The sequence below is a fragment of the Bacillus sp. SN32 genome, from assembly GCF_002837495.1.
GTDB classification, from domain to species: domain Bacteria; phylum Bacillota; class Bacilli; order Bacillales; family Bacillaceae; genus Bacillus; species Bacillus subtilis.
The window spans coordinates 1,019,899-1,042,355 of sequence record NZ_PJCT01000001.1; the positions used below are offsets into that span (position 1 = coordinate 1,019,899).

Genomic DNA, 22,457 nt, shown 5'->3' on the forward strand with positions numbered 1-22,457 from the left:
AAGCCTCCAAGAAAAAGGATGATGTTATCATTCCCTAGTGTCATCGATCCATTCTTTGATACAAAAAGAAGCGGACAGAGAATGCTTTTGTCCGCGAATCCGCTCTATTGTTTGTGCGGGATTGCTTTATTTGAAGTGATCTTTTCTAAAATGTCGAGGATGATGTCAGCATTCTTTTCAGCATATGTTCCTTCCAGCATGTCTTTATGAGCGCCAAAACCCGTGTACTCACTATAATTTCCACAGGCGCCTTCCCATTTCGTTAAGCCTGTATTCTCGCTGGTTTCGGGGTGGATTCCAGCTTCGATGAAATGAATGCTTGCTTTGATGTGCCCTTCATTCAGCAATTGTGCCCAATATTCCTGATAGTTTCTTTTTTTCTTCATCACCTTTTCTCTGACTGCTTCAGGCAGATATGCTGCAGATTCGTCATTCCCGGTATCGATAGGCAAAGGCTGTTCTTTTAGATAAGCGTCCACGATAATGAAGTCACTGACTTCTAATCCTTTGTGCTCCATAGCCTGTGCCACTTCAAAAGCCAGGTTTCCGCCTGCAGAGTAGCCTAATAAAACGTATGGGCCCTCAGGCTGTATGTCCGTCATGCAATTAACATATTGTTCAATGCGGGTGTCTTGTTCAATAAAATGAAATCCGTATACGGCTGCCTTCTCATTCAGTAATAAAGCAAGGTCTTTGAAATAAATTCCAAATCCTGATATCGGCGGGAAGCAGAAAAGATTTTGCGCGCCGTGCTGGTTCAGTTTGATCACATGCTGTTCATTTGCCGCTGTCAGCTGTTTAGAATAAAGTTTCTCGGCAAGCTGAGCAATTGTCGGATGTTCGAACAAGAAATCAATCGGTATGTCAATGTTCTGCTGATGTTTTAGTGTATGTATGACTTGCAGTGCTTTTAGTGAATGTCCGCCAATAGCAAAGAAGTCATCATCAATACTGATTGTGTTAACACCGAGAACTTGCTTCCAAATGTTCGCTAATTCTTCTTCAACCAAGTTTCTTGGCAATATGATGTCCTGTCGTTTGGCAGGCTTATTTTCTGGAATAGGCAGCGCGCTGCGGTCTATTTTTCCGTTTCCGGTAAGCGGCATCCGCTCCACACGCACCCAGTGTTGCGGGATCATATAGTCTGGAAGCACACGCGCCAAATCGGCGCGAAAATCCGTATCTGTTTTTTTGTGATCGCCGACGTAATGAGTGTACAGCTGCGCCTCTCCATCTTTTTCTCTCAATGTCACTGCTGCTTCTTGAACGCCTTCCATTTCTAACAGGCGCGCTTCTATTTCGGCAGGCTCAATTCGTTTTCCGCGGATTTTCATTTGCCTGTCAATTCTGCTGATGTATTCTAAGTTTCCATCAGGTAGCCAGCGCGCCAAATCACCGGTACGGTATATTCTTTCTCCAGGCAAGAAAGGATGAGGAGAAAAAACAGCATTTGTCAGGTCATCTCTGTTCAAATAGCCTTTAGCGACACCATCACCGCCAACACAAAGCTCGCCGGGAACGCCTATTGGCAAAAGACGTCCTTTTGTATCTAAGATGTAAGCGGTGCTATTGCTGATTGGTTTTCCAATCGGAATCGGCCCCGCATAGTCTCTCTTCATTTCAAAAAAGGTTGAAAAAGTCGTGTTTTCCGTAGGCCCGTAAATATTATGAAGCGCGAGATCTGGACAGGCGTGCCTGACAGCATTCATCAGAGCAGGAGAGAGTGCTTCTCCTCCGACATATAACATATGGAGTCCGCGAAACATGTCAGCTCGTACCTGTGCCAGCTGATTAAAAAGAGCTGTCGTTAAAAATAGCACTGTAATGTCATTTTCAAGCAAATACGCTCCAAACCGATCAGGTGCCAGCATTGTCGATTTATCAATGATATGAAGGCTTGCGCCATTTAAAAGTGCCCCGAACATTTCAAAGGTGACGGCGTCAAAGCTGATAGATCCAGTCATAATAAACCGGTCATCACCGGACGCAGACGTGTAATTGCTGTTGCTGACAAGGGACACGACATTGCGATTCGTGATCATGACCCCTTTCGGCCGGCCTGTTGATCCTGAGGTATACATGATGTACGCAAGATCATCCGGGCTGGAGCTGATATTAATAGGGATATCGTTCTCTTCCATCAATCCCTGCGCATCTGAAATGATACATGTTCCTGAGAACGTAGCGTTTTGCTCCAATCCCTTTTGAACAATCAGCATTTTTGCTTGCGTTTCCTCAAGCATAAAGCTGACTCGTTCAGGCGGAAGCTCCGCATCAAGCGGGAGGTATGCTCCCCCTGCTTTTAATACGGCAAGCACACTGATCATGAATTCGGGAGAATGTGCAGCCAATATTCCGGCTGTCTCGTTTTGCCGAAATCCCTTTTGAATTAACTCTCTGGCGAGCGCATTAGAGCGTTTATCAAGCTCTTTATACGAAATAGACATATTGCCATACACAAGTGCGGTATGGTCTGGCGTTTTTTCTGCTTGTTCGCGAAATAAATCGATAATTGTATGATTCTTTGGATACTCCGTTTTTGTATTGTTGAACTGTGTGACAATCTGCTCTTTTTCTGTTGCATCAAGAAAAGAAAAATCAGCAATTGGCATATGAGGGTGCTGTGCAGCTGTGCTAAGCGCTTGCGTAAATTGCCTCTTAATACAGCTGATCCAGGCAGCATCGTAAACGAACGCATTATAGCTGAACTTGATGACAAGCTCTTCACCGGGAGCAACGACAAGATTAAAATTATATCCTGATTGCTCGGATACTTGAACTTGATCGATTTGCAGCGGTGAATCGGTTTGATCAGTGGAATCGGCGATTTTCTGCTGTAACGGATAGTTTTCAAAGACGATAATGTGATCAATCAGTTCCTGTTTCAATGCGGTGTTTGCCTGAATATCAAATAAAGGCTGGCAGGTAAACGGCTCAGCTTCCAGCATTTCTTTCTGGCAGCGTATGAGCAGCTCGTGAAACGTTTCGTCTTGATGTGTTTTAATGCGAATCGGTATGGTATTGATAAACAACCCTATCATTTGCTCCACGCCTGGGATTTCTGACGGTCTTCCTGATACAACTGCGCCAAACACAACGTCGTCTGTGCGGTTATATTGCTGCAGCATTACACCCCAGACAGCCTGAATAAGGGTAGCGAGCGTGACGCCGTGTTGTTTGGCAGTCTCTTTCAGCTTGTCTGTCAGTGGTTTATTTAATGAAAATATCAAATCTTCACGGTGATAACCTTCTTTTGTTTCTTTATCAGACACACGAGGCAGAGGTGATGGAGTGCTGTAGTTTTTTAAATAGGTATCCCAGTAGGCCGCTGCTTTTTCTTTGTCTCGGTTTGTCAGCCAGGAAATATAGGTGCTGTACGGACGGACAGGGTCTAATGAAAGCGGCTTTCCTGCATGAATCGATTGATAAATTTGCATAAATTCCTGCATAACAATACCTAGGCACCATCCGTCCATTAAAATATGATGGTGACTCCAGATACAGACATGCTCATCTTTAGCTGTTTTGAATAGAGAAATCCGCATCAGCATGTCTTTTTGCAGATCAAAGCCTTTTTGCTTGTCCTTCTCTTTAAAGCGTTCAATATACTCATTCTGGTCGTTTGTTGACAGATGAGAAATGTCTTCGCTGTTCAAATGGAATTCACGTTCTGTCATCACGACTTGCCGAGGTCCCGACAAATGCGGGACGTGCGGCAAAAACACGGTTCTGAAAATATCATGGCGGTCGATAATGGCTTGAATGCTGCGCTGAAACCATTCATAGCTGAGGCTTCCTTTAATGGTGAAGAGCGACTGCTCAACGTATGCCCCCTCCTCTTTACGGAGGAAGGAATGAAACAGCATCCCCTCCTGCATGTGACTCAGAGGATAAATGTTCTTGATTTTTTTAATGTTATCCATAGTGTCTGCACCTTTCTTCACGGATTCATTAGTGAAAACTGAGCATATCAGCGATCTCTTGCAGCGCGTCCTCGGTCAGTTCTTGATCATCATAATCGCTGATCGTCTTTTCTGTTTCTCTTTTGTTCTGGCAGTGTTCGATCAGCTGTAATAAAAATTGACGGCATGTTTCGCTAAGCTGTTCGATGGTTTTGCGCTGAAAGCGGGCATTGTCATAAGTCATATTGACAGTCAATTTTCCTTCTGCAGCGATTGCGCTGATATCCAGCGACTGTTCACGGTTCCATGTTGTGCTGATATCACCTCCGGCACCCAGCGGAGAGAATGAGAAGGCGTCCTCCTCAGGTACTTCAGCTGTGCGGCCGCTTTCAAATTGACCAAGATAATTAAAGCTGATTTCTGGTGCACCTGTGAAATTGATGTCTTTTTTGCCAGGCGGAGTCAAATATTTGATGACACCGTAGCCGAATCCTTTGTCAGGTACACGTCTCAGTGTATCTTTTGTTGTTTTTAGCACATGAACCATGTATTCTTCCGAAACTGGCAAGTCTGCGTTCAATTTAACCAATAACGGATAAATGGCGGTAAACCATCCAACCGTCCGGCTCACATCTATTCCTTCTAATACATCCTCTCGCCCGTGGCCCTCTAATGATAGTTTGAAGGCGGATTGATTGGTCCAATGGCGCAGCGCAAGAATGACAGAAGCGAGCAGCATGTCCTGCGTATCAGTGTTGTATGCGCTGTTGGCGTCTTTTAAGAGTGCTGCTGTCTCTTTCTCGTTTAAGGTAAACGAAATCGTGGACCGTTGTCCCTCGTGTGCTCTAGTTCCATCGATGTGATCAAAAGGCAATGCCTCTGTTTGATACTCTTCGGCTTCGCGCCAATACTTGAGCTGTTTCATTAGCTGCTGGCTTTCAGCGTAGTCAGAGAGCTTTTTCGCATACGCTTTAAACGAGCTTGTTTTAGGCGGCAGTTTGATATCCTCCCCGCCAGCAGCTTGGCGATACCCTAAAGCCAAATCTTCAAGCAGAACCCGCCATGAGATGCCGTCAACGACGAGGTGATGAGCCGATAAAAATAAGAAATCACCGTCAATTGTGTGGAAAAGACCGGCTTGCAGCAGCGGACCATTCTTCAAATCCATTTTCTGCTGAATATCAAGTACATGGCGTTTGATAATAGGCTCATACGCTCTATTTCCATCAGTGCATAAATCAATCATCTGAAGGCCGTACAACGCGTCGTCCGAATGACTGAGCGGCCGATTATATTGATCCCACTTTCCTTGTTCATTCTGTGTAAACACCATTCGCAGCGCATCATGATGACACGTTATTGCTTTTAACGTTTTTCTCAGTGCGTCTTCTTGTACAGAGGTGCTTCGATGCAGCATTACGGACTGATTAAAATGGTGTTTTTCTCTTATATCTTGAGAAAGAAACCATTTTTGAACAGGCGACCATTGTACGTCTCCCTCAACCGCAGCTTGGCTGGAACTTGTATCTGAATCTCGGATATAAGCTGCCAATTCTTGAATGGTCGGATGGCTAAACAAATCTTTCACTGCCATTTGCTTGCCTATCCGGTGAAGCCGCGCAGATACCTGTAACGCTTTGATCGAATCTCCTCCAAGCTCAAAGAACGAATCAGCTGTTCCGATTTTTTCTGCACCCAGTACATCCTTCCATATATCTGCCAGTATTTGTTCCATTTTGCTGGCTGGCGGGAGGAATGGACGTTCACCTTCGCGATTGTGTACAGGTCTTGGAAGTGCTCCGCGATCCAGCTTGCCGTTTGGTGACAATGGAAGTGAGTCCAGTTTTTCAATAAACGCAGGGTGCATAAACACCGGCAGCTTGTTTTGTAATTCTGAGCGTACAGCATTTGTGCTCAACTCTGGTTTTGTCACCACATAAGCACTTAATTCGGTTTGTCCTGACGCTGTTACATGAGCAACTACTGCGGCGTCTTTTACACCATTTATACACCGGATGACCGATTCAATTTCTTTCGTTTCTACACGGTATCCTCTGATTTTGACTTGATCATCGATTCTTCCGAGATATTCGAGTGTACCGTCGGCCATCCATCTGGCGGCGTCTCCTGTTCGGTACATTCGTGCTTCGGGTTTAAATGGATTCTGCGTGAATGCTCTCTCTGTCAGTTCTGGAAGATTAACGTACCCTCTTGCAAGCCCTGTTCCTGCTATACAAAGCTCTCCCGCAACACCGATTGGCTGAAGCTGATGATTGCTATTTAAAATCAGCACTTGAGTCCCGTCAATCGGCTGGCCGATGCTTACGTATGCCTGCTTTTCCATATGCCTCATGACGGTAGTCGCCACGCTGTTTTCTGTCGGTCCATATTCGTTGGCGAGTTCGGTATGCGGACATATAGCTAAGCTGAGGTCGATCAATTCGCGGTCAGCCGCTTCTCCCGCCAGTGTGACGACTCTAAGCGTCTTTACATCTTCCAGCTGCACTACGTCCAAAAGCGCTCGATATAAAACAGGCACAATAATCATATGTGTAATCCGTTGACGAGACAGCTGATGCTTAATGGCCAGAATATCCTTCGCTTCCTCTTCATGAAGCAAAACGGCTTTTGCACCTGACAAAAGCGGTGTAAACATACTAGTTATAAAGCCGTCAAATGAGAAAGAAAAGAGCTGCAGAATGGTATCTGTCTCGTTGAATGCATAAGCGTTTCGCCGCCACTGAAGAGTGTTGGCAATACCTTTATGCTCGACCATTACCCCTTTTGGACGGCCCGTCGTTCCAGAAGTATAAATGATATAAGCCAAATGATGGGCAGACGACATTTGCGGCAGCGGCGATTTGTCGTCTGCCTCTACGCTTTCTATCGTCAAGATCTCTCCTTTAAAGTCAGCAAGTACTCCCCGATCCGCTTCATTTATTGTCATCAGCAGTTTCGTTCCGCTGTCGCTGAGGATATAGCGTTTCCGTTCTGTCGGGTATTCAGGATCAATGGGAACGTAACAGCCTCCGGCTTTCCACACGCCAAGTATGGCTGCTATCATGCTGAACGAACGATGCATCATGATGCCTACTGGTGTGTCCGGCTTAACACCTCGGCTGCGCAATGCACGTGCGATTCCATTGGACCACTCGTCCAACTCTTGATACGTCAGTGTTTTGTCTCCGCTGACAAGTGCAGAAGCTTTTGGTGTTCGTGCAGCTTGCTGCTCAAACAATTGACTGATTGTTTGAACTCCGTATTGATTCGCTTGCCTGGTGTTAAACTCATTAAGCAGCTGGTGCCGCTCTTCTTGGGTCAGGATGTCGATATGGTTGAGTGTCACCTCCGGGTTTTTGCCGATGATGCTAAGTACATTTGTTAAATGCGATGCCCAGCGTTCAATGGTGGTTTTCTCGAACAATGCGGTTGAATATTCAAAAAGGAAATGAATGTTTCCGTCGCCCTCAGATGCCTGTAGTGTCAAATCGAATTTAGAAACGAGATGAGAAACTTGTGCCGGCTTCATTTGCAAATCATGAAGATCCAATGGCTCGTAATCATTATTTTGAACAACTAACATCGCATCAAACACTGGATTTCGGCTCATATCTCGTGTCAATTCAAGCTTATCGACAAGCTCTTCGAATGGGTAATCCTGATGCTCAAAGGCTTCCAATGCTGTCTCACGCACTTCCTGCAAGTACTGTACAAACGGCTTCCCGCCCTCCGGGCGCGTCCGAAGCGCGAGCGTGTTCACAAACATGCCGAGTATCGGCTCAAGATCCTTGTGCGGCCGGCCGGCAATTGGCGAGCCGACGATGATATCTTCCTGTCCGCTTAAGCGTGACAAGAACGCGGTGTAAGCCGCAAGAAGCACCATGTACAGTGTGCTTCCGTTTTCTCGTGCCAGCTTGTGAAGGCCTGATGTAACCTCTTGTTCCAGCGTAAATGAGACCTTGTCACCCGCGAAGCTTAGCACAGGCGGGCGGACATGATCAGCCGGAAGATCCAGCACAGGCAGCTCGCCCTCGAGCTGCTTCAGCCAGTACGCCTCTTGCGTTTTGTACGCGTCTCCTGTTTTGAATCCTTCTTGCCATACGGCATAGTCTTTATATTGAATGCGCAGTGCCGGAAGCTTCCGATTATTGTACAGCTCGCCGAATTCCCGAATCAGAATGTTGACGGAAACACCGTCTGAAATGATGTGATGCATATCAACCAGCAACAGGTGCCGCTCATCTGATACCTTTACGATTTGGGCACGGAACAGCGGCGCTTGGCTGAGATCAAACGGTTTGATAAATGCGGCTGCGGCCTCCTGTTCGGTTCGTTCGCCGAGAACTGTAGTCTGTAACGTAAACGGCACCTCGTCATGGATGCGCTGCACCGGATCGCCTCCTGCGTCCTGTTCGAAGGAGGTCCGAAGCGACTCGTGGCGCTTGATCAGTTCTTTGAAAGCTCTGTCCATCCTTTCAGGGTTGAGCTTTCCTTCGAGCTCTAACACAGCCGGCATATTGTAGCCTGTCCCTCCGTCCTCCAGCTGCTGAAGGACATAAATCCGCTTTTGGGCAGAGGAAACCGGATAGGTTTCCTGTTTTTCAGCGGGCTTAATCGCTTCATATGGACTGTCCGTTCCTTCACGGATAACGGTAGCCAGCCCTTCTACTGTCGGATGGGCAAACACCTCTTTTAGCGGCACCTGTACATCGAATTCTTTTGAGATCCGTGAGACAAGCGCCGTTGCTTTTAAGGAATGTCCCCCGCGGTCAAAAAAGTTGTCGTGAATCCCGACAGGGCCATTTTTCAGCACGTCCTCCCACAGCTGAGAAAGCTTCATCTCAGTCACGTTTCTCGGCGCTGTGTAGGTCTCCGCATCTGCCGCTCCGTCAGGAGCTGGCAGGGCGTTTCGGTCGAGCTTTCCGCTTGGCGTAACCGGCCACTGTTCCATCTCTATCATATAGGCTGGGACCATGTAGCCCGGCAACAGTCTCTCAAGCTGCGCTCGGATTTCGTTTCTTTGGAGCCCTTCTACATAAGCGCATAATTCCGGCTCGCCGCTGTCTGTCCGTACGGTAACGGCCGCCTCCCTTACGCCTTCTATGCTTCCTAGTGCCGCTTCAATCTCTCCCGGCTCAATCCGGTAGCCGCGAATTTTTACCTGATCATCCAACCGTCCCAGGAATTCAATATTCCCGTCAGGGAGCCAGCGCGCCACGTCTCCTGTTTTGTACATGCGTTCCCCCGGGTAAAACGGGTCTTCAAGAAAACGCTCCTCCGTTAATGCCGGCCGATTCAAATAACCTCTGGCAACACCCGCTCCGGCAATGTACAGTTCGCCGATACATCTAGCAGGCAGCATCCGCTGATTCTGATTCAGGATATATAATCTGACATGATGAACAGGTTTTCCAATTGGGATCCGTTCAAGTTTTTCATGCGGCGGACAATCAAAGAATGCAGCTTCTACGGTTGCTTCCGTTGGCCCATAGGAATTGGTTATTGAAACATTTGGAAGCAACTCGTAAAATCGGGAGACAAGATGGGTCCCCAGCTGTTCTCCCCCAGAAAACACTCGCTTGAGTCTGTTTGTCTTAATCGGTACAGAGCGATATTTTATATGTTCTAAAAATGCATGGAGCATTGAAGGCACAAAATGCATAGCTGTGATCTTTTGTTCTTCTATGGCCTTCGCGATCACTTCAGGTTCTTTTTCGCCTCCCTGAGGAAGCAGATAAACAGAAGCTCCGGCATAAGGCCACCAAAACAGCTCCCATATTGAAGCATCGAATGAATATGATGTTTTGTGCATAATCATATCTGAATGCTTTAGCTGATAGCGGGACTGTAGGGAATTCAAAAAATTCACCGCTGATCGATGTTCAATTTCAACACCCTTAGGCATCCCGGTAGAGCCGGATGTATAGATGACATAGGCTAAAGATTGCGGGAGAACATCCACATTCGGATTGGACAAACGATGTGCCAGTCCGCTATTTGTCTGATTGAGATAGACAATCTCTCCTGTAAATGCCGGAATATGAAGGCTGGCAGACTGAAGCAGGAGAATGTTTGTACCGCTGTCCTCCAGCAGAAAGCTGATTCGTTCTTCCGGATAATCCGGGTCGATGGGCAGATAAGCGCCGCCAGCTTTAAGAATGCCATAAATGCCAAGCAGCATTTCAGGTGAACGCTTTCCTATAATGGCAACAGTCGTTTCGGGTTTTACCCCCCGTCCAATTAGCTCCCAGGCGATACGGTTAGCCTGTTCGTTCAATTCTTTATAGGTCATCACTCCATCTTCGAAGATAACGGCCGCCTGATCAGGCGTTTTTGCTGCCTGCTGTTCGAGTGCATAGTGGAGCGTTTGATTCATTGAATAGCCCGTCTCCTCATACGGATGGCATGATTCAATGAAATCTCTCTCTTCTTCTTTTGTTAAGATTGGAATATCGTCCAATTCTGTTTCAGGGCTGGCAGCCGTATGTTCCACAAGCGTGGTGAAAAGGCTGGCCCACCTTTGGATGGTTTCTTTCTCAAACAAAGCTGTACTGTATTCAAACTGACAGAAAAGCTCGGAATCATGCTCTGTAACGTATAGGGAAATATCAAATTTTGATATTGGATGCTCCAAGTCGTTCCACTGAAGCTGTACATCATTCATTTTTAGCTTTTGCTGTTCCATATTCTGAAGGACTAGCGTTGTGTCAAACAAAGGATTCCGGCTCATTTCCCGCTGCACACCGAGTTTGTCCACAAGCTCTTCAAACGGGTAATCCTGATGCTCATACGCTTCTAGTGCCGTCTGTCTGACTTCTTTTAGAAATTCCTCAAATGTCTTATTACCCGCCGGGCGTGTGCGGAGAGCCAATGTATTGACGAACATCCCAAGAACAGCTTCAAGGTCGGCATGGGGCCGCCCGGCGATAGGTGAACCAATCACGATATCATCCTGACCGCTTAACCGAGACAAAAAGGCTGAATACAAAGCGAGAAGCGTCATATAAAGCGTGCTTCTGTTTTTATGGGCGAGCCGCTTTATGCGGGCCGTGATCTCTTTGTCCAATTGAAAGGTTACTTTTCCGCCTATGAATTGCCGTTCTGCCGGACGTCGTTTATCTGTTGGAAGCTCCAGTATAGGAAGGTCCCCGCTAAACTGCTGCTGCCAGTAAGTCTCCTGCTTTTGGTACGAGTCTCCCTTTTTAAATTTCTGTTGCCATACGGCGTAATCTTTATATTGGATCCGCAATGGCTTAAGCTGCCGGTTTGCATAAAGATCGGTAAATTCTCGGATTAGGAGCTGAACGGATACGCCATCTGAAATGATATGGTGCATATCGACCAGCAATACATGCTTTTCGTTTGACACTTCTATAAGGCCTGCTCTAAATAATGGTGCCTGGCTGAGATCAAAGGGACGGACAAATCCCTCGATAGTGGTCTCTTTACTTAACGTAAACGGCACTTCGGTGTGGATACGCTGAACCGGCTCGTCATCGGCTCCGGATACAAAGGAAGTTCGAAGCGGCTCATGCCGACTGATCAGTTCTTTACATACAGCAGACAGTTTGGCGACATCCAGTGCACCTTCCAGTTCTAAGACCGCAGGCATGTTATAGGCGACACCCTCATCAAGCTGTTGAAGCACATACATTCGTTTTTGGGCCGAAGATACAGGATATGTACCCCTTTCTTCTGCTGGTTCAATTGCTGCATACGGATTTTGTTCTGCCTCTCGAATGATTGAAGCTAATCCTTCAACAGTCGGATGAGCAAAGATGTCCTTAAGCGAAACTTGCACATGGAATTCCTTTGCGATCCGTGACATAAGCACTGTTGCTTTTAACGAGTGGCCGCCATGGTCAAAAAAGTTGTCTTGGATGCCTATATGGCCATTATTCAGTACATCTTCAAATAGTTGTGAAAGCTTTGCCTCTAACAGATTTCGAGGGGCAGTATATGGGTTTCCGCTGATTGAAGCATCTGGCCCCGGAAGTGCTGCGCGATCTACTTTTCCATTTGGGGTAAGAGGTATGCTGTCAACCCATATCCATTTCGCCGGAATCATGTATTCTGGGAGCTCACTAGCCATATAACTGCGTAAATCTATTGCGTTCAGCTTTTGTACACTGCAATAGTAAGCGCATAATTCATGTTCACCGTTTTGATCTTGCCAGATGAGAATGGCAGCCTCACTAATGTCCGGGTGATTCATTAACGTGACTTCGATTTCTTGCGGCTCAATTCGATAACCTCTGATTTTCACTTGATTGTCTGCCCGTCCGATATATTCGATGTTGCCGTCTTCAAGCCGTCTGGCCAAATCACCTGTCCGGTACATGATCACACCAGGCTTGAATGGATCGGATGAAAATTTGTCGCTTGTCAGTTTATCGTGATTGACATATCCTCTGGCAACACTTGCGCCGGAAATATAGAGTTCGCCTGGTACGCCGCATGGCTGAAGCTGTTTTTGATGATTCAAAATATATAGATCAGTACAGCCTATCGGTTTACCGATTGGCGGAAGCTCAGGAATAGGGTCTCCAGGATGAATGGTATACGTAGATACCACATGAGTTTCTGAAGGTCCGTAATGATTGTGCAGGTGTATGCCGCGTTCACGCAACACATCTTGGAAAAGGTCTGAAATCATTAATTGTTCCCCGGCTGCGATCAGGTGTTTGACGCCATCAGGAAACGAGTTCGCAAGTTCTCGCTCGCTGAAAATCATTTTGATAAAAGCAGTTGGGAGAAACACAATATTCGTCTGATGCTTGTTTATAAATGCAAACAGCTGAGGCACATCTCTTTTTATGGCTTCTGGCACGATGTGGAGTGTGCCGCCTTTCAGAAGCGCAGAAAATATTTCTTGATAGCAGACGTCGAAGGAAGGTGTAGCAAATTGCAGAACATCTGCTTCAAAGTCAATGCCGGAGTGAGTATATTCGAACTTCAGCAAGTTAGCCATGTTTCGATGCTCAAATTGAACACCCTTTGGTTTACCTGTTGTGCCTGATGTATAAATCATATACAGCAGATCGTCAGCATTGTTGACTGACTTTATGTTACTGCCGTCTACTTTGCTTTCGATATCTTCTGGATGAGTGATAATGTAATTGTCTTCTAACGATGAGGAAAGGTGCGCTTGTGAAACAACATGCGAACAGCCGCAATCATGCAGAATATAACGGATTCTGTCAGCCGGGTAATGCGGATCAACCGGAACAATGGCGCCGCCTGCCTTTAAGATTCCAAGAACGCCGGTGATAAACGCCGCAGAGCGTTCCATCATAATCGCAACGGGTTCCTGTCTCACAACGCCTTTCATTCGTAAATGCCGTGCCAATCTGTTAGCCGCTTTATTCAGTTCTCTGTATGTTAATGAGCAGGCTTGATCAATTACAGCATGAGCATCTGGTGTCTTTTCCGCTTGCTTTTCAAACATGGCATGGATGGTTTCGTAAACTGGTGTTCGATCTGTGATTTCTCCAATCAGCTGCCGCTTTTCAGTATCTGTCGTGATATCGATTTCTTCAGGTGGAAGATTCGGATTATTTAAGATTTGCGATACAGCATTCAGAAGATGCTCTTTGACAGAGAGCACAAAAGACCGATCGTGCTGCTCCGCATCATAGTTCATTTTGATATGAATTTCTTCCCCTGGCGCCACCATAAGATAAAAGCTGTAGTTGGTTTCATCTGCGACAGTGAAATTATGAATCTGAAAAAGATCAGAAGCATGTTCCTGTTTGTTCAGCATTTGAATCTCTTGCTGCACCGGATAGTTTTCAAATACGAGAATATGATCAATCAGCCCTTGTTTAACAGCTGAGCGGGATTGAATCTCATATAAAGGGTGGTAGCTGTACGCTTCAGCAGCAAGACGGTCTTTTTGCATATCTTTTATAAGTTGAAGAAATGGCGTTTTTGCCCCCTGCACCCGAACCGGCATCGTATTAATGAAAAGACCTACCATATGTTCAATGCCTTCGATTTCCGCAGGCCTTCCTGAAATGACGGAACCGAATACGGCGTCATCGTTATTATTATATTTTTGCAGCAGAATGCCCCAAATGGTATGAAAAATCGTACTGAGTGTCACTTCTTCTCTAGCAGCAAGCTCTGAAAGCCTGCTGCTTTCTTCCTTAGAGAATGAAAATGTAACGTGTTCCTGCCTGCTTTTTCCCTTTGTTTTTTTCTGCTTCGGGAGCACGGTTTGCTGTTCGTGGCCGGAAAGATAATGGTCCCAATAAGAAACTGCCTGCTCTTTGTCTTGCTCCATCAGCCATTTGATATACTTTCCGTATGGCTGGACCGGCTCCAATGTTATTGGGGATGCATTTACATAAGATGCGTAAATATGCAGAAACTCCTTTAGCACAATGCTGAGGCACCAACCGTCCATCATGATATGATGAAAGGTCCAAATGCAAGAGTACTGGCTCTCTCCTGTTTGAATCACAGCGATGCGCATGAGCACATCCTTTTGCAAATGAAACCCCTGGTCCCGGTCCTTTTCTTTCCATTGCTCGATAAACTGTGATTGCTCCGCCTCGTTTAAATGAGTAATGTTTTCTTCCAGTACGATGACATTTCGTTCTCTCAGAACAACCTGCTGGGGAGAGGAAACATTTTGGCTGATAAAAATCGTTCTGAAAATATCATGTCTTTCTACAAGAGCGTTGATGCTGTTTTGAAAAAACTGCGGGTTGACTTTTCCTTCTATTGTAAAAGAAGCTTGCTCAACATACGCCTGTGAATCTTTTTGCAGGAGGGAATGGAAAAGCATCCCTTCCTGCATGTAAGACAGCGGATAAATATCCTGAATTGAATTCGCTTTTGTCATGTTCATGTCTCCCTGTCACGATTTTCTACAATTCTTCCACCAAGCTGGATATGCTGTCCAAGTCCTCTGCCGTTAATGATTGACTGCTGAAATCGCTCAGTGTCTTTTCTGCTTTCTGTTGACCGGCGCAGTGTTTCATAATGTCCAGCAAAAAGTGTTCAATCCTGTTAATAAGCTGCTCCATTGTGTTTCTGTGAAAGCGGGCTGGCGGATAACTAAGATTGAAATGGAGCTTTTTGTCTGCTGCCATTGCGCTCATCTCGATAATTTGCTCGCGCTTCCATGTATGAGTGATATCCTTTCCGCTACCAAGGCTTGATGGGCGGAAGGTGTCCTGTCTTTCGATGTCGTTGAACTGGCCCAAATAGTTAAAGCTGATTTCAGGTGTTTTTGAAAACGTAATGCTTTTATTTTCAGGGTGTGTAAGGTATTCCAGCATACCGTAACCTACCCCTTTGTTTGGTATCCGGCCCAGTGTATCTTTAACGGTTTTTACTGCGGTTCCGAGCTCATCCCTATGATTTTCAAAGCTTATGAGGGCCGGATACATGGATGTAAACCAGCCGACCGTCCTGCTGATATCTAACTCTGGCAGAATGTGTTCTCTCCCGTGTCCTTCCATAGCGATACGGAGCTTGCTTCCTCCTGTCCATTCACAAATCGCCAAGGATGCTGCGGTTAACAGAATATCTTGTGTATCTGTGCCATAGGCGTAATTGACGTTTTGCAGCAAGACGGCGGTGTCTGCTTCAGTCAGTGAAAAGCTTAATGAGTCCCTTTTGCTGGAGTCGATGTTCAGATGATGCGGTATTTCATATGGCAGTTCTGCGGCTTGTTGTTCTTCTACACTTCGCCAATACGCCTCTTCGCGAATCAGCTTACTGCTTTGGGCATATTCCTGTATGCGTCTTGCGTATTCCTGATAGGAATCAGTTTTAGGCGGAAGCTGGATCGTCTGGCCTGCAGCAGCTTGTTGATATCCTGCTGACAAATCCTCCAGCAAAATCCGCCATGAGACACCATCAACGACAAGGTGATGGATCGCAAGGAACAAGTAATCTCCGGTCAGTGTTTTAAACAAAGCGGCGTGCAACAATGGTCCTTCCTGCAAATTGATGCTTTGCTGAAGATCTGCAACTTCTTGTTTGATTTGCGTCTCCCAGCCGCTTTCTGACTGTGAAAGATCAGAGGTTCTTAAGCTGTATAGCTGTGACTCATGAATGCCTTGGTTGATTTGAATCCATCGCCTGCCATCGTTGCGATAAACCATCCGAAGCGCATCATGATGCTCCGCCAGTTTTTTCAAGGCTGGTCTAAGGGCGTTTTCAGACAAACGTCCAGAATGGAATAGCATGACAGACTGATTGAAATGGTGTCTTTCTTCAATATCTTGTGAAAAAAACCATTGCTGAACAGGCGTCCAAGGAACGTCTCCCTGAACGGGTCCTTGCTCTATGATTCTCTCTGACTTACAGATAAATGGTGATAAGTCCTTTATCTTTGGATGACGGAATAAATCACTTACCTGCAAGCTTAGCCCATAGCGCCCAAGGCGTGCAGAAACTTGAAGCGCTTTGATTGAATCTCCGCCCAATTCAAAAAACGAATCCTCTATTCCGATCCTCTGGATGCCGAGAACCTCCTGCCAGATCAACACAAGTTGGTCTTCAAGGTCATTTCGAGGCGGAGCGTACGTTTGTTTAGATGTGAAATTTGGTTCAGGAAGTGCTTTTCGGTTCAATTTGCCGTTTGATGTGAGCGGAAGAGTCTCCATTTCAATAATGTACGCCGGGATCATATAGTTTGGCAGCGAACGCGCGAGAAGTGAACGCACTTGTTCAGCATTCGTGCCTGCTTTTACGCTGATATAGCCAAACAGCTCTTTGCTCCCGGTCTGGGCTGTACGTGCTAACACTGCGGCTTCTTTGACCCCGTCTATTTGACGAAGTGCTGATTCGATCTCACCCAGCTCCACACGATAGCCTCTGACTTTTACTTGATCATCAATACGGCCAACGTACTCAATTGTGCCATCAGGAAGCCAGCGTGCCAGATCACCTGTGCGATACAGTCGATCGCCAGGTGCAAATGGATGTGGGACAAATTTCTCTTTCGTTAAATCAGGACGGCCCAAATATCCTCTGGCGACGCCATCTCCGCCGACACAAAGTTCACCGACAGCTCCGACCGGCTGCAGCACTCCCCATTGATTTAAGATAAAAGCGGTGGAATTACCAACCGGCCGCCCGATCGGAATGGAAAGTTCATATGTTTTTTGAATGTGAAGGCATGTCGAAAAAGTTGTATTTTCGGTAGGGCCATATCCATTCCATATAGATACTTCAGGGCAGACATTTCTGATTCGATTGACGTGGCTCGGCGACACAGCTTCTCCGCCAATAATCAAATGTTTCAGCTGTGAAAATGTTTGTTCATTTTGCTCTGTCAAATGATTGAATAGAGAAGATGTCAGCCAAATCGTTGTGATTCCTTGATGTTCTATGTACCTCTTAAGCTGATGGGAATCGAGAAATGTTTGTTGATCGGACAGATGCAAAACGGCACCATTTAGCAGCGGTCCAAAAATTTCAAATGACCCAACGTCGAAACCGATTGATGATGTCATCAGAAGGCGGTCTTCAGGTGTAAATGTAATATAATTGCTGTTTTTAACAAGACGAATTACACTTCGCTGCTCAATCATGACACCCTTTGGTTTACCGGTTGATCCAGAAGTATAAATGATATATGCGAGTGAATGTGGCCCTGCTGAAGAATCAACGTTCTTCGTTTTTCCTTGCTTTTGAATATCTTCGATTATGATTTGTTCACATTCAATGTCTAATAGTTGTTTTTCTGTTTTTTCAGATTGAAGGAGTAATGCCGCCCCGCTGTCTGACAGCATATAAGCTATTCGTTCAACAGGCAGATCAGAAGCAATAGGCAGATAGGCTCCCCCGGCTTTTAGAATGCCCAGCATTCCTGCAATGAGTTCTGGTGTTCTGCCTGTCAACAAGGCTACAACACTATCAGGCCCTACGCCCTTAATCTGTAGAACTGAGGCAATTTGATTTGCCCAGCTGTTCAGGTCCTCGTAAGTAAATACTTGGGTGTCGCTGACAATTGCTACAGCATTAGGCGTTTGTTCAGCCTGCATTTCAAAGAGTCTGCTGATGGTTTCATTTCTTGGATAATCTATTTTTGTACGATTGAGCTCGTGGATAAGGTAATGGGTCTCATCCTCATTCAGGATATTTATTGTTCCGAGAGCGGCTTTGTTGTCTTTGATGATGGAGAGTAACATATTGATGAAGTATTGAAGCCACTTTTCTATCGTTTTTTTCTTATATAAGTCAGTACTAAACTCCATTTGGAACGTCAGCAAACCGTGGAGCTGTTCCTGGGCATATAGGGTTAAATCAAATTTGGACGTTTGATGCCCATTGTTTGCTGCAGGTTTGAGACAAAGTTCATCCAGCTCCAACGATTCCTGATCCATGTTTTGAAGAACAAACATTACGTCAAACAGCGGATTTCTGCTCATATCCCGTGTCAATTCAAGCTTATCAACAAGCTCTTCGAACGGGTAATCTTGGTGCTCAAAGGCTTCCAATGCTTTCTCACGCACTTCCTGCAAATACTGTACGAATGGCTTCCCGCCCTCCGGGCGTGTCCGAAGCGCCAGCGTGTTCACAAACATGCCGAGTATCGGCTCAAGATCCTTGTGCGGACGGCCGGCAATTGGCGAGCCGACGATGATATCCTCCTGTCCGCTTAAGCGTGACAAGAACGCGGTGTAAGCCGCAAGGAGCACCATGTACAGTGTGCTTCCGTTTTCTCGTGCCAGCTTGTGAAGGTCTGATGCAACCTCTTGATCCAGCGTAAATGAGACCTTGTCACCAGCGAAGCTTCGCACCGGCGGGCGGGCATGATCAGCCGGAAGATCCAGCACAGGCAGCTCGCCCTCGAGCTGCTTCAGCCAGTACGCCCCCTGCGTTTTGTACGCGTCTCCTGTTTTGAATCCTTCTTGCCATACGGCATAATCTTTATATTGAATGCGCAGTGCCGGAAGCTTCCGATTATTGTACAGCTCGCCGAATTCCCGAATCAGAATGTTGACAGAAACACCGTCTGAAATGATGTGATGCATATCAACCAGCAACAGGTGCCGCACATCTGATACCTTTACGATTTGGGCACGGAACAGCGGCGCTTGGCTGAGATCAAACGGTTTGATAAATGCAGCTGCTGCCTCCTGTTCGGTTCGTGCGCCGAGAACTGTAGTCTGTAACGTAAACGGCACCTCGTCATGGATGCGCTGCACCGGATCGCCTCCTGCGTCCTGTTCGAAGGAGGTCCGAAGCGACTCATGGCACTTGATCAGCTCTTTGAAAGCTCTGTCCATCCTTTCAGGGTTGAGCTTCCCTTCGAGCTCTAACACAGCCGGCATATTGTAGCCTGTCCCTCCGTCCTCCAGCTGCTGAAGGACATAAATCCGCTTTTGGGCAGAGGAAACCGGATAGGTTTCCTGTTTTTCAGCGGGCTTAATCGCTTCATATGGACTGTCTGTTCCTTCACGGATAACGGTAGCCAGTCCTTCTACCGTCGGATGGGCAAACACATCTTTTAGCGGCACCTGTACATCGAATTCTTTGGCGATCCGTGAGACAAGCGCTGTTGCTTTTAAGGAATGCCCCCCGCGGTCAAAAAAGTTGTCGTGAATCCCGACAGGGCCATTTTTCAGCACGTCCTCCCATAGCTGAGAAAGCTTCATCTCAGTCACGTTTCTCGGCGCCGTGTAGGTCTCCGCATCTGCCGCTCCGTCAGGAGCTGGCAGGGCGTTTCGGTCGAGCTTTCCGCTTGGCGTAACCGGCCACTGTTCCATCTCTATCATATAGGCTGGGACCATGTAGCCCGGCAACAGTCTCTCAAGCTGCGCTCGGATTTCGTTTCTTTGGAGCCCTTCTACATAAGCGCATAATTCCGGCTCGCCGCTGTCTGTCCGTACGGTAACGGCCGCCTCCCTTACGCCTTCTATGCTTCTTAGTGCCGCTTCAATCTCTCCCGGCTCAATCCGGTAGCCGCGGATTTTCACCTGATCATCCGTACGCCCGAGGAATTCAATATTCCCGTCAGGGAGCCAGCGTGCGACATCCCCGGTTTTGTACATGCGTTCCCCCGGGTAAAACGGGTCTTCAAGAAAACGCTCCTCCGTTAATGCCGGCCGATTCAAATAACCTCTGGCAACACCCGCTCCGGCAATGTACAGTTCGCCGGCGACAGCGGAAGGCTGTACGGCTAAATGCGGATCTAAAACATACAAACGCGCACCAGGTACGGGCTTCCCAATTGGAATCCGCAAACGGTCTCTGTCCCGTTCTGGATCCAATACGTAAAATGCCGCGTCTACCGTTGCTTCTGTCGGCCCATAGCCATGGATTAATGATACATGCGGCAATACAGAAGCAAAACGGGCTGCCGTACGGGGCGCAAGCGGTTCACCTCCGGCGAATACACGCTTCAAGCTTGTCCCGTCACGCAGCCTTTCGATTTCCGCTTGATCGAGAAAGCTGTTCAGCATAGCCGGAATAAAATGAGCCGTTGTCACTTTTTCCTGATGAATGGCTTGTACGATCAACGCGGGGTCTTTTTCCCAGCCGGGCGGAAGCAGATACGCCGAAGCACCGGAAAGAGTCCACCAAAACAGCTGCCACACAGACGCATCAAAGGAAAAAGAGGTTTTCACCATGACAATGTCATCTTCCGAAAGTGGAAACTGGTGCTGCATGCCGGTCAGAAAGGAAACAGCCTGGCGGTGCTCAACGGCCACTCCTTTCGGCTGCCCGGTAGAGCCCGATGTATAGATGACATAGGCGAGAGAACCGCCGTCAGCAGGAGTAAACTCATGGTTTTCTGCTTTTTCGCCTGCAAGAGATGTCATGTCCACTTCAAGCATTTCGCCAGAAAAGTTCGGTGCGGAGCATCCCGGCTGTGTCAGCAAGAGTGATGCCCCGCTGTCTTTCAACATGTAGCTCAGCCGCTCCTTTGGATACGCAGGGTCAAGCGGCAAATAGGCCCCTCCAGCCTTCAAGACAGCAAGGACAGCGATCAGCATGTCAGGTGAGCGTTCAGACAGGACACCGACGATACTTTCGTTTGTGACGCCGCGTGCTGCAAGGTGCGCAGCCAGCCGGCTGGCGTACATATCAAGCTCAGCGTATGTCAGCGAACCGCCGGAAAATCGGATAGCCGGCCGCTCCGGTGTGACTGCCGCCTGTCGTTCAAACAGCCCATGCAGGGTTGGGGCTTCAGGTGAAACAGATACTGTCCTGTTATTTTGAGAAACGATTTTCCGTGTTTTGTCCTCATCTAGCAATGTCATCTTTGACACAGGAAGAGATGGATCAGAGATGACGTCAGAGATCATGTGCTGTAAATAATCTTTTATCTCAGACATCATATTTGGTTGATAAGCGCCTGTATGAAAATGAATCCGAACGTACAAAGTACGCCCTGGGATCACTTTGACACTGCATCTATAATTAGTTACCTCTTCCATCTCAAAATCTTTCACGGAGAAATCAAATGATCCAGCTTGATTCAGCTCTTCAATCTCTTGTTGAGTAGGTGTATTTTCAAAGACGATAATATGATCGATCAGCTCTTGTTTAAGAGCGCTCTGCGCCTGAATATCATATAAGGGAAAGTAACTATAAGCTTCTGCCTCAGTCATGTCCTTTTGCATTCTGCTGACTAGGTCAGAAAAAGACAGAAAATCACTTTGGACTCGAATAGGAATGGTATTGATAAAAAGTCCGACCATGTTTTCCACATCTTTTAGCTCAGAAGGTCTGCCTGATATAACTGATCCGAATACGGCATCGTCGCGACGATTGAACTTTTGGAGCATGATTCCCCATAAAGCTTGGAACACAGTGTTAAGTGTCGCACCACATGCTGCAGCGATTTTCTGTAGTTCGGAGGTTTCTTTTTCAGGAATGGTAAACGTGATCTGCTGTAATGTCCCATCCGACATTTGATCTGTTCTTTTAGGCAGAGGCGAAGCTTTTTCGAAATGCTGAAGCCTCTTTTTCCAATACTCAGCTGCTTCTTCACGATCTTGCTGCATCAGCCATTTAATATACGTCCCGTACGGCTGTACGGGAGGCAAATCAGGAAACTGCCCCTTTCCAAGCGCTTGATAAATATGGAGAAAGTCTTTAATGACGATGCCTAAACACCAGCCATCCATTAAAATATGATGGTGGCTCCAGATACAGACATAATGATCAGGCGCCCATTTTAAAATAGATATTCTCATCAGTACATCCGTTTGGAGATCGAAGCCTTTGGATTTATCCTGCTCTTTGAATGCCTCTGTACAATGTTCTTTATCTTTTTCATTGAGATGAGAAATGTCTTCAACATGAACATGGCAATGACGTTGCTTGAGCACGACTTGGCGAGGTTTGGCTACATTTTTATAGATGAATGCTGTTCGAAAGATATCGTACCTGTCAAAAACAGCATCCATACTTTTCTGGAAACGCTCCAAGTCAAGCTGTCCATTGATCGTAAAAGAAGCCTGTTCAAAATAAGCTCTCGACTGTTCATCATACAATGAGTGAAAAAGCATCCCTTCCTGCATAAATGACAAAGGGTATATATCCTGTATTTCGGGTTGCTGCGGCATCAGTGAATCTCCT

Annotated in this window: 3 protein-coding genes; all 3 read right to left on the bottom strand. The window is 46.7% G+C overall.

The genetic code is table 11. The annotated features are described in order from the left end of the window. Window positions 1-104 precede the first annotated feature (104 nt). Genes ppsE through ppsC form a run of 3 tightly spaced genes read right to left on the bottom strand, consistent with a single transcriptional unit; the run spans window position 105 to window position 22,444 of the window. A complete protein-coding gene (gene ppsE, locus CW370_RS05160) occupies window positions 105-3,944 on the bottom strand; it encodes a plipastatin non-ribosomal peptide synthetase PpsE (protein ID WP_080262617.1) in 3,840 nt (1,279 codons plus the stop codon). 7 nt (window positions 3,945-3,951) lie between these two features. Continuing rightward, window positions 3,952-14,751, bottom strand: a complete 10,800-nt coding sequence (gene ppsD, locus CW370_RS05165; RefSeq protein WP_101169514.1) for a plipastatin non-ribosomal peptide synthetase PpsD — start codon at window positions 14,749-14,751, stop codon at window positions 3,952-3,954. 25 nt (window positions 14,752-14,776) lie between these two features. Next, the gene (ppsC, locus tag CW370_RS05170) at window positions 14,777-22,444 is read right to left on the bottom strand and encodes a plipastatin non-ribosomal peptide synthetase PpsC (RefSeq protein ID WP_101169515.1); all 7,668 of its coding nucleotides are present in this window, start codon (window positions 22,442-22,444) and stop codon (window positions 14,777-14,779) included. Window positions 22,445-22,457 lie beyond the last annotated feature (13 nt).

Excerpts from the sequence above, each read along its gene's own strand:
- ppsC (WP_101169515.1), bottom strand. The coding sequence starts at position 22,444 with ATGCCGCAGCAACCCGAAATACAGGATATATACCCTTTGTCATTTATG.
- ppsD (WP_101169514.1), bottom strand. The coding sequence starts at position 14,751 with ATGACAAAAGCGAATTCAATTCAGGATATTTATCCGCTGTCTTACATG.